Annotated in this window: 9 protein-coding genes; 3 read left to right on the forward strand and 6 right to left on the reverse strand. The window is 68.5% G+C overall.

Features of this window, described 5'->3' with window-relative positions; genetic code table 11:
* Nucleotides 1–46: 46 nt before the first annotated feature.
* The 6 genes from LOY02_RS15310 to LOY02_RS15335 all read right to left on the reverse strand — a co-directional run bounded on the left by LOY02_RS15310 (nt 47) and on the right by LOY02_RS15335 (nt 6966).
* Nucleotides 47–2974 (reverse strand): vitamin B12-dependent ribonucleotide reductase, encoded by a 2928-nt coding sequence (locus tag LOY02_RS15310; RefSeq protein WP_317183227.1) that lies wholly within the window; start codon nt 2972–2974, stop codon nt 47–49.
* Between the two features lie 121 nt (nt 2975–3095).
* Entirely contained in the window at nt 3096–3593 is a 498-nt protein-coding gene (gene nrdR / locus LOY02_RS15315; protein ID WP_317183228.1) for a transcriptional regulator NrdR, read from the reverse strand.
* Nucleotides 3594–4004: 411 nt separating this feature from the next.
* Nucleotides 4005–4232, reverse strand: a complete 228-nt coding sequence (locus LOY02_RS15320; protein ID WP_317183229.1) for a hypothetical protein — start codon at nt 4230–4232, stop codon at nt 4005–4007.
* A 94-nt stretch (nt 4233–4326) separates the two neighbouring features.
* Nucleotides 4327–5985: an alpha/beta hydrolase gene (locus tag LOY02_RS15325; RefSeq protein ID WP_317183230.1), complete on the reverse strand. Its 1659-nt coding sequence runs from the start codon at nt 5983–5985 to the stop codon at nt 4327–4329.
* A complete protein-coding gene (locus LOY02_RS15330) occupies nt 5985–6281 on the reverse strand; it encodes a hypothetical protein (protein WP_317183231.1) in 297 nt (98 codons plus the stop codon). Before LOY02_RS15330 ends, LOY02_RS15325 begins: the two co-directional genes overlap by 1 nt.
* Nucleotides 6282–6582: 301 nt before the next feature.
* Nucleotides 6583–6966 (reverse strand): LysM peptidoglycan-binding domain-containing protein, encoded by a 384-nt coding sequence (locus LOY02_RS15335; RefSeq protein WP_317183232.1) that lies wholly within the window; start codon nt 6964–6966, stop codon nt 6583–6585.
* A 231-nt stretch (nt 6967–7197) separates the two neighbouring features.
* On the opposite strand from LOY02_RS15335, the gene lexA reads away from it, so the two are divergent.
* The 3 genes from lexA (at nt 7198) to LOY02_RS15350 (ending at nt 9725) form a co-directional block, all read left to right on the forward strand.
* Nucleotides 7198–7935: a transcriptional repressor LexA gene (lexA, locus tag LOY02_RS15340; RefSeq protein ID WP_317183233.1), complete on the forward strand. Its 738-nt coding sequence runs from the start codon at nt 7198–7200 to the stop codon at nt 7933–7935.
* 126 nt (nt 7936–8061) lie between these two features.
* Nucleotides 8062–9078, forward strand: a complete 1017-nt coding sequence (locus LOY02_RS15345) for a hypothetical protein (RefSeq protein ID WP_317183234.1) — start codon at nt 8062–8064, stop codon at nt 9076–9078.
* A 110-nt stretch (nt 9079–9188) separates the two neighbouring features.
* Nucleotides 9189–9725 (forward strand): flavodoxin domain-containing protein, encoded by a 537-nt coding sequence (locus tag LOY02_RS15350; RefSeq protein WP_317183235.1) that lies wholly within the window; start codon nt 9189–9191, stop codon nt 9723–9725.
* Nucleotides 9726–9822 lie beyond the last annotated feature (97 nt).

Here is a 9822-nt window from a genome sequence, read left to right on the forward strand (position 1 = left end):
GGCCCGGAATCTCATCCGGGCCCCCCTTCAACGATGCGTGGTCAGGTCAGCTGCAGCCGCTCGTGCTTCCGCAGCCCTCGCAGACGTAGCACGACCCTGCCGGCCGCATCTTCGTGCCGCACGTCATGCAGATCGGCGCGTCTGCGGAGATGCCGCCGAACTTCTCGAGCAGTTCCGCCGACGAGTGCACGTCGCTGGAGGCCTGCCGCGCCGAGGCAGCGCCTGCGCCGAAGTTCACGTCAGCAGCCACGTCCTTGTTCTCCGACTTCTCGGACTTGGGCTCGGCGAGCTTCTTCGAGACCGGCGCCGACTGCTGGAGCGTCTCCAGCTCCTCCTCGATGTCCTCGTCGGACTCGTCGCCGTCGGTCGCCTCGTAGGAACCGGTCTCGACCTGGCGAGCCCGCTCCTCGGCCGTGTGGATCCCCATGAAGGACCGCGTGTCGTAGTCGAGGTAGTCCAGCGCGAGACGGCGGAAGACGTAGTCCATGATCGACTGCGCCATGCGCACGTCCGGGTCGTCTGTGAGGCCGGCCGGCTCGAAGCGCAGGTTGGTGAACTTCTCGACGAAGGTCTCGAGCGGCACGCCGTACTGCAGACCCACCGACACCGCGATGGAGAAGGCGTCCATGACGCCGGCCAGCGTCGAGCCCTGCTTGCCGAACTTGAGGAAGATCTCGCCGAGCGTGCCGTCGTCGTAGGTTCCCGCCGTCAGGTAGCCCTCGGCCCCGCCGACGGCGAACGACGTCGTCTGCGACGTGCGCCGCTTCGGCAGGCGGCGACGGAGCGGCCGGTACTCGACGACCTTCTCGATCTTGGCCTCGTTGGCGGCGGCGTCGGCCGCGGCCTTGTTGTCCTTGGCGGTCGAGCCGCCGTCGGACAGCGGCTGGCCGACCTTGCAGTTGTCGCGGTAGACCGCGAGGGCCTTGAGGCCGAGCTTCCAGCCCTGGAGGTAGACGTCCTCGATCTCCTCGACCGTGGCCGACTCCGGCAGGTTGACAGTCTTGCTGATCGCACCGGAGAGGAAGGGCTGCACCGCTGCCATCATCCGCACGTGGCCCATCGGCGGGATCGCCCGGGCGCCCATCGCGGTGTCGAAGACCTCGTAGTGCTCCGGCTTGAGGCCGGGCGCGTCGATGACGTGACCCTTGTCGGCGATGTACTCGACGATCGCCTCGATCGACTCCTCCTGGTAGCCCAGCTTCCGCAGCGCCCGCGGGATCGTCAGGTTGACGATCTGCATCGAGCCGCCACCGACGAGCTTCTTGAACTTGACGAGCGAGAAGTCGGGCTCGATCCCCGTCGTGTCGCAGTCCATCATGAAGCCGATGGTCCCGGTCGGGGCGAGCACCGACGCCTGGGCGTTGCGGTAGCCGTGCTTCTCACCAAGCTTGATGACGTCGTCCCACGCCTTCGTCGCGAGCTTGTGGATGTCGGAGTCCATCGCGTCGAGGGTCCGGATGTCGTCGTTGGCCGCCTGGTGTTTGCGCATGACCCGCTTGTGCGCGTCAGCGTTTCGGGCGTAGCCGTTGTACGGCCCGACGACCCCGGCGAGCTCGGCGGACCGCTTGTAGGCGGCGCCGGTGAGCAGCGAGGTGATCGCCGCCGCGAGCGAGCGCCCACCCTCGGAGTCGTAGCCGTGACCGGTGGCCATGAGCAGGGCGCCGAGGTTGGCGTAGCCGATGCCGAGCTGGCGGTAGTTGCGCGTCGTCTCACCGATCGGGTCGGTGGGGAAGTCCGCGAAGCAGATCGAGATGTCCATCGCGGTGATGACGAGCTCGGCAACCTTCTGGAAGGTCTCCCCGTCGAAGGTGTCGTCGTCGCGGAGGAACTTGAGCAGGTTGAGCGAGGCGAGGTTGCACGAGCTGTTGTCGAGCGACATGTACTCGGAGCACGGGTTCGACGCCGTGATCCGGCCCGTCTCCGGGTTGGTGTGCCAGTCGTTGATCGTGTCGTCGTACTGCAGGCCGGGGTCTGCGCACTCCCAGGCCGCCTGGGCGATCTTCGTGAAGAGCTCTCGGGCATCGACCTTCTCGATGACCTCACCGGTCTGGCGCGCCCGCAGCCCGAACTCGCTGCCGTCCTCGACAGCCTTCATGAACTCGTCGGTGACCCGGACCGAGTTGTTCGCGTTCTGGTACTGGACCGAGACGATGTCCTTGCCGCCGAGGTCCATGTCGAAGCCGGCGTCCCGCAGCGCGCGGATCTTGTCCTCCTCGCGCGCCTTCGTCTCGATGAACTCCTCGATGTCGGGGTGGTCGACGTCGAGGACGACCATCTTGGCCGCGCGGCGGGTCGCGCCGCCGGACTTGATGGTCCCCGCGGACGCATCCGCGCCGCGCATGAAGGACACGGGCCCGGACGCGGTCCCACCGGAGGAGAGCAGCTCCTTGGACGAGCGGATCCTCGACAGGTTGAGGCCCGCACCAGAGCCGCCCTGGAAGATCTTCCCCTCCTCCTTGTACCAGTTGAGGATCGAGTCCATCGAGTCGTCGACGGAGAGGATGAAGCACGCGCTCACCTGCTGCGGGGACTTCGTGCCGACGTTGAACCACACCGGGGAGTTGAACGAGAAGACCTGGTGCAGCAGCGCATAGGTGAGCTCGTGCTCGAAGATCTCGGCATCCTCGTCGGAGCCGAAGTAGCCGTGGTCCTTGCCCGCTTTGACGTAGGTGAGCACGACGCGGTCGATGAGCTCCTTGAGCGACTTCTCCCGCGCCTTGGTGCCGACGGCCCCGCGGAAGTACTTCGTCGTGACGATGGTGCTCGCGTTGATCGACCAGAAGTCGGGGAACTCGACGCCACGCTGCTCGAAGATCGTCTCGCCGGTCTTCCAGTTCTGCTGGACGACGTCGCGGTGCTCCCAGGTCACCTCGTCGTAGGGGTGCACCCCGGGCGTGGTGTAGATGCGCTCCACCTTGACGCCCTTCCTGGCGCCACCTCTCGAACGTGCGCTGCGGTTTCCGATCTCCGTCATGCTGCGGCCTCCCTGACCGTTGGTGCGTGTGGGTCTTCTCGTCTTCAGTCAGTCTCTCGCCGGGGTCTGACAAACCCGCAACCCGGAAGACCCGGGTGGCGAAAAGGGGGGTGGAGGGCGATTACCGCTTCGCGCCGATCTCGGACCGAGCCGGTGGCTCCTGTCCGAGCGCGTCACGTTCGGCTCGAAGGACCGCGATGGCTCCTTCGAAATCCTCGAGCGTCTCCCAGGCCTGGTAGACGCTGGCGAACCGGAGGTAGGCGATCTCGTCGAGCTCGCGGAGCGGCTCGAGGACGGCCATGCCGACCTCGTGTGCCTCGATCTCCGCGCTCCCCTGCGCCCGGATCGTCTCTTCGACGCGCTGGGCGAGCAGGGCGAGGTCGTCCTCGGTGACCGGGCGGCCCTGGCACGCCTTGCGCACCCCCGACAGGACCTTGGCCCGGCTGAACGGCTCCGAGGCCCCCGACCGCTTGATGACGCTGAGGCTCGAGGTCTCGGTCGTCGTGAAGCGTCGGTTGCACTCGGGGCACTGACGCCGGCGGCGGATGGACGTGCCGTCGTCAGTCGTGCGTGAGTCGATGACGCGCGAGTCCGTGTGCCGACAGAACGGGCAGTGCACCTGCGCTCACCTTCCTTCACAGCCGTTTTTCGTATGCCGCTGAGCTCGCTCTGGGGACAGAGCTGGGGACAGCGTGTGGATGACCTGTGCGTAAGGTCCGAGCCCCTGGGGACTACATGTGGACGACTTACAGGCATGTAACTACTAGATGTTGGGGTAACTGTAGGCATGTGACCGGCGCGTTATCAAGCGAATCGCACAACTTCGGCGCGTCGCTTCCGGCCCTGGTCCCCGAACCGTCCCGTGACCTGCACAAACGTCACAGGAACCCCAACCGTCCCGGCGTGTCACTCCAGGACCACCCGACCTCGGACCCAGCCCCCACACCAGGTCGAGTGGCCCCGACGTCCCCACCCAAACCCCGCCGCCCCGGCCCGACCCAACCTCGTCGAGTGGCCCCAAAGTGCACAGTCAGTCCCGCTTCTCGCCGGAGTCGAGGTGTGACCAGACCAGGACGAGCACCAGTGCCGGGATGAAGCCGAACGCGGCCCAGCCGAGCGTGAACTCGATGGTGGTCCCCAGGTCCGGCCATGGTGCGGTGGTGATGCCCATGGCCAGCGACCCGAGCAGCCACAGCGACCCGATCACACCTGCGGCGGTGCCCGACACGAGCGTGCGCCCGTCGCGATCCTTTGTCATTTCCGTCTCCTTCATCTCGGTGGGATTCCTTCTTGTTCGGAGGCCCGCGTCATCCGGTGGCCTCGTCGTCGGTGTGCTCGGTGTGCTCGAGCGGTCAGTGCGGCAGCCCAGGCCTCGGGACCACGAGACAGGGCCCGCCCGGCCGGATCCGTTGCTCGGGTCGACCCGCCGCGATCGCCGCCAGGTTGTGCTCACTCGTCGTGCCGTCATTGAGGTAGGCGCTGTGCCCGGACGAGCCCTTGAGCGGCTCGTTGGTCGATCCCGGCTTGAGCGCGCAGTCGGCGGAGAGGATGGCGACACCGGGCACATCACGCGGGTCTCGCACGAACCACCCGGAAGCGGCGACGGGATCGCTCGGAGACGCGAGCACGTTGAGGCTGCCTGGCTTGAGGCCCGCCGCTGCAAGCGAGTCCAGCGACGTCCCCGGGGAGCCGAAGAGCGCGACGTCGTCCATGCGCATGCTGTGCTGCAGCGCGAACCCCGCCAGAACTGAGCCGTAGGAATGTGCCCAGAGGCCCTGGTGTGGAGGTTCGTCGCGGCTGGCCGCGATGCCGTTGGTGAACGAGGCGAGGTCGTCCGACCAGTCCCGAGCGAGGTCGTCGCGCAGCACGGATCGAGGTCCCAGCCCTCCATCTCTCCACTGCGGGGCGGGGTAGCCCATCCACAGGACGATCGCGACCTCGCCCGCCTCGCCGGCACCGCGCGTCTTCGTCCACGCGAGCTTCCGCATGTCGACGAACCGCTCGTCGTAACGCCGCAGGTCGTGGTGCGGACTGGTCGACAGCCCCCCGACGAAGGTGGTCACGTGCCCCGCGCGGTCGACGTTCCCGACGGTGGTCACGGCCCGGACGACCGGCCCGGAGCTGTCGACGAGCAGCAGGTGCCGGGTCACCCCGTCGCGCTTGGCCAGCACCGCATCGATGGCGGCGATCGAGGCCGCCCGCTCCCAGGCCACGACATCGTTGCGATGGGCAGGAGGCGGGACCCGCCCCAGCGCGTCATCGGCGGCAGAGCGGGCTCTGGAAAGCAGGAGGAGGTTGGCCTGGTGCCGGTCCCAGGCCGGGATCCCGTCGCGCGGACCGACCCACTCGGGACGATGCCCGATGGCCCATCGCCGCTCGACCACCGTGAGGCTCCGCCACCAGGCCGCATTGGCGAATGCGCCGTCCGGCCGGCCCCCGGCACCCTCGGGAGGCGGCGGCACGACGCCAAGGCCATCGGTGGGCCCGGGGGCGTGACTCCGAGTCGCCGCCCCGAGCAGAACCCGGTGCGTCTCCGTGTCCGTCGCCGCGGCCACCCGCACCGCCTCGTCCAGCCACCGCCGCACCTCGTCCACCATGAGGGCATCCAGCCGACTGACGTGGGCATCCGTCGTGGGATCGCCGGTGGGGAGCCGATGCGGCACCTGGACGAATCCGTCCGGATCGGTCCAAGCGCCGCGCCCCCACGCGACCCGCTCGGCACGCCGCAGCAGGGCGAGGCTGGCCTCCATCCGCCCGGCCACCCCGCGCAGCACTGAAGCGGTCACCCCGATCGCGGTCGCGACCTCGGCCAGGCGGGCGAGCGAGCCGGAGTGCCGCGCCGCGGCAGCGAGCGCGGCAGCTCCGGTCCACGACTGGCCCGACGACCGGGCCCGGAGCACCGCCTCGGTCGCGGCGATCACCCTGCGTCGTTGCGTCTCGAGCTGGTGCGCGACCTCGAGGACGGCCGCGGGCTTGAACCTCCTGATGTCCCGGACTCGAATCTGCGGCATCAGGGCGTGTCCCCGGTCCCGAGTGCCCGCCGCGCACCCTGCTCCACCGCCGCATACGAGGAGCCCGCCGTCGCGAGCCCGGAGCCGACCTCCTCGAGTGCCAGACGGACGCGCACGAGCCGGTCGTGCCACGCCTCGCCAAGGGTGCGGATGGCGGCCGCCGTCAACCCGCCGGGGAAGGCCGCTGCGAGTGGCGCCAGTGCTGCTGCGACGTCCACTCCGTCCAGCGTCCGCACCGCCTCGCCGTATCGTCCCGAGTCGCGGCCCAGCGCCGCGGGGTCGACCCCAAACCTCATCTGCAGACTCCTCCCAGCCCCATCCCGAGGAGGCTAAGCGGGGCGGGCGGATCCACCCCTCGAGTTGTCCACAGCTCGTCGTTGCATTTCGTCAGTCGATGAAAGGCGTTGCGGGACAAGGCAGAACGCCGCACCACGGTCTCTATGGTGACCGAGGTACGGCGTTCTGGGTGCATCCGGCGGGGTCGAAGCGCCGGCACACCAGCCGCTGATGGTGGAGCCAACGCGGCCGATCTGGGTTCAGCCCGCTCAGCGGCCGGACGGGACCGGGCTGAGCGGCATACGCCTCAAGGGCGGGGGCTCAGAGGTCAGGGATGACGAGGGTCTGTCCCGCGTGGACGTGGGCGGTGGACAGGTTGTTGGCGAGCTGGATCTCGACGATGCCGTCGACGATGGGCAGCTGGGGCAGCTCCCGGGCCGCGATCTCCGACAGCGTCTGGCCCGACCGGACCGAGACCGATCGTGGCTCCCCCGCTGCCGACGCGAGCTGTCCAGCCACGGCCAGCAGGGCCACCGTCAGCGCAATGGCGGCGAGAAGGGCGGTGACTACCCGGCCCCGTCTGGTGAGCCGATACGCAGGCTCAGGGAGCGGCTCGGGAGCCGGTGACGGGACGAGCACGAGCCTCGGCCTGGGAGCCGGTGCGGGTGGGGCCGACACCGGGAGGTGCAGAACCTGTGCGCCCATGGTCTCCTCCTCTGGCGAACGAATGTTCGAATAGAACGTCTGTACGAATGTCTAGCACACGTGTTCGAAGAATGTCGAGCGACACGTCGAACAAATGTTTGGCACCTGTGTTCGAAAACCCGTAGGCTTCATCCACAACAGAAACCACACCAGTCACCACCGACAGTGGGGTCTGTGACAGCCTGAGAGCGTCGCCACCGAGCCACCGCGTGAGCACAAGAAGGGATCACCATGGGCGTGACCGAGCTTCCCGACCGCGACAAGGGAGACGGGCTGACGGTCCGCCAGCGCCGTGTCCTCGAGGTGATCCGCAACTCCGTCGACCGCCGTGGCTACCCGCCCAGCATGCGCGAGATCGGCGACGCCGTCGGTCTCTCCAGCCCGTCGAGCGTCTCCCACCAGCTCAACGCCCTGGTCGCAAAGGGTTACCTGCGCCGCGATCCCAACCGCCCCCGAGCCATCGAGATCGTCTCCCCCGACTCCCCCGCCGAGGCGCTCGGCTACCGCGGCCGTGGGGGCAGCCAGGCAACGGGCTTCGATCCCGACGTCGCCTCCCCGCAGGACACCGAGACCGGCTCCGGCGACGCCCGGCCGGCGGCCGCGTACGTCCCGCTCCTGGGTCAGATCGCGGCCGGCGTGCCCATCACCGCCGAGGAGGTCGTCGAGGACGTCTTCCCACTGCCGAAGCAGATCGTCGGCGAGGGCAACCTCTTCCTGCTCAAGGTCGTCGGTGACTCGATGATCGAGGCAGCGATCTGTGACGGTGACTGGGTCGTCGTCCGACAGCAGCCGACCGCCGACAACGGCGACATCGTTGCGGCCCTCCTCGACAACGAGGCGACGGTGAAGACCTTCAAGCGCAAGGACGGCCACGTGTGGCTGCTGCCGCACAACCCGGACTTCTCCCCGATCGACGGCGACCACGCGACGATCCTCGGCAAGGTCACCGCGGTCCTGCGTCGAGTCTGAGTCCCACCAGCGGGTCGTATGCCGCTGAGCCGGTTCCCAGCCGACACCGTCCGCACGCTCGGGATGCGTATCACCCTCGGGAGCGCGACACTCTGAGTCTCACCACGGTGCCGCTCGGAGGGACTCATGACGCAGTCACACGAAGCCGCAGTCCTCAACACGTATCGCTACCTGCGTCTCGCGACGATCCCACTCCTGCTGATCCTGCTCATCGCCGTGGGACTCGAGTCGCTCCGCGGTGAACCGTGCGCGCTGGGGTCGATCAGTGCGTACTTCCACACGCCTGCGCGGGGAGCGTTCATCGGTGGGCTCTTCGCCGTCGGAGCCTGCCTCATCGTCTACAAGGGCAACGACCCGCTGGAGGATGTGCTGCTCGACTTCTCCGGCTTCATGGCGCTCGTCGTCGCCCTGGTCCCGACCGTCGTCGACGAGTCCTGCGGCGCGAAGTACCCCGCACAGAACCTCGACCTCACCGCCGAAGCGGTCCGCAACAACATCACCACGCTGCTCATCGCCACCGCCCTCGCCGTCGGAGCCAAGTGGTGGCTCGTCCGCCGGGACCGCCGCCGCGTCCGGCCCGCCGACGACCTCGACCTGCCCATGCAGCCGATGCCCGAGGGGGCACCTGCCCACAACGGCGCCGTCGTCCGGTGGGCCCGGCGGGCGTCGTGGATCTGCCTGGTGATCCTCGGGGTCGAGCTCGGCCTTTTCCTCTTCTGGCCCGACACCTTCAAGGACGTGAGCCACGGGGTCGCAGCCGTCACGATGGTCCTCGGCGTCATCGGCGTCATGATCGCCAACGCGCGCGGACTCGCCCGGGTCGAGCATCCCGCCGACGAGCCCGGACCACGCTTCTGGGTCAACCGCTACAGCGTCGTCGCCGCCGTGATGTTCGTCCTCCTGGGCCTGACCGTCGTGGCGCACCTCAACGGCATCGCCGAGAACCACCTCATCCTCATCCTCGAGATCGTCGTCATCCTCAACTTCCTCGTCTTCTGGGGCATGCAGACAGCGGAGCTGTGGGACTACCCGACGCGCGAGGACAAGGCCGCCGCCGAGGGGTCGGCGCAGGGCGTCTCGATCATCCCCTTCGAGCGTTTCTCCGCTCCGGACGTCCCGCCACGGGACGTGCCGGGACCATAGCCCCTGTGCGGTCGACACCGACCGTGGTCCCATGGCCCTCGGGGTTGCGACACGATCGTGTGCCGCTCCCTGATGGCCGGCACGGATGGTGTCGGCAGAGAGGGATGTCGATGAACGTTCTCGTTGCTTACGCCACCAGGCACGGCTCCACCGCCGGGATCGCGGAACGGGTCGCGGCCACGCTCCAGGCAGCGGAGGTTCCCGCGGAGGCGCGCGCCGTCAGCGAGGTCCGCGACCTCAGTTCCTACGACGCCGTCGTCCTCGGTGGCGCCGCCTACATGTTCCACTGGCTCAAGGACGCGACCGGCTTCGCGAAGCGTCACCAGAAGGAGCTGCGCGAGCGACCGGTCTGGCTCTTCAGCAGCGGTCCGCTCGGCACTGACCAGGTCGATGCTGAGGGCCGCGATGTCACGGAGACGAGCCGCCCGAAGGAGTTCGAGCAGCTGACCGAGCTCCTCCAGCCGCGAGGTGAGCAGGTGTTCTTCGGCGCCTGGGACCCGGAGTCGCCCGCAATCGGCCTGGGCGAGCGGCTGGTCCGGCACATGCCCGCAGCGAGGGAGGCGATGCCGGCCGGCGACTTCCGTGACTGGGACGCCATCGAGGCGTGGGCCAACGACATCGCGGAGGAGTTGAAGGCCGCGGGGTGACAGTCACCGCGGGCCACAACGCGAACACTCACGCACTGACCCGCGGCGATGGCAGATCACAGCTGGCCACCACCCGATGGCTCACGCACTGACCCGC

Source organism: Intrasporangium sp., from assembly GCF_032907665.1.
Taxonomy (GTDB): Bacteria; Actinomycetota; Actinomycetes; order Actinomycetales; family Dermatophilaceae; genus Intrasporangium.

What these genes read in the sequence shown, in the direction of transcription:
- lexA (WP_317183233.1), top strand. Translation starts at nt 7,198, where the DNA reads ATGGGCGTGACCGAGCTTCCCGACCGCGACAAGGGAGACGGGCTGACG.
- LOY02_RS15350 (WP_317183235.1), top strand. Translation starts at nt 9,189, where the DNA reads ATGAACGTTCTCGTTGCTTACGCCACCAGGCACGGCTCCACCGCCGGG.
- LOY02_RS15330 (WP_317183231.1), bottom strand. Translation starts at nt 6,281, where the DNA reads ATGAGGTTTGGGGTCGACCCCGCGGCGCTGGGCCGCGACTCGGGACGA.
- LOY02_RS15320 (WP_317183229.1), bottom strand. Translation starts at nt 4,232, where the DNA reads ATGACAAAGGATCGCGACGGGCGCACGCTCGTGTCGGGCACCGCCGCA.
- LOY02_RS15310 (WP_317183227.1), bottom strand. Translation starts at nt 2,974, where the DNA reads ATGACGGAGATCGGAAACCGCAGCGCACGTTCGAGAGGTGGCGCCAGG.
- LOY02_RS15335 (WP_317183232.1), bottom strand. Translation starts at nt 6,966, where the DNA reads ATGGGCGCACAGGTTCTGCACCTCCCGGTGTCGGCCCCACCCGCACCG.
- LOY02_RS15325 (WP_317183230.1), bottom strand. Translation starts at nt 5,985, where the DNA reads ATGCCGCAGATTCGAGTCCGGGACATCAGGAGGTTCAAGCCCGCGGCC.
- LOY02_RS15345 (WP_317183234.1), top strand. Translation starts at nt 8,062, where the DNA reads ATGACGCAGTCACACGAAGCCGCAGTCCTCAACACGTATCGCTACCTG.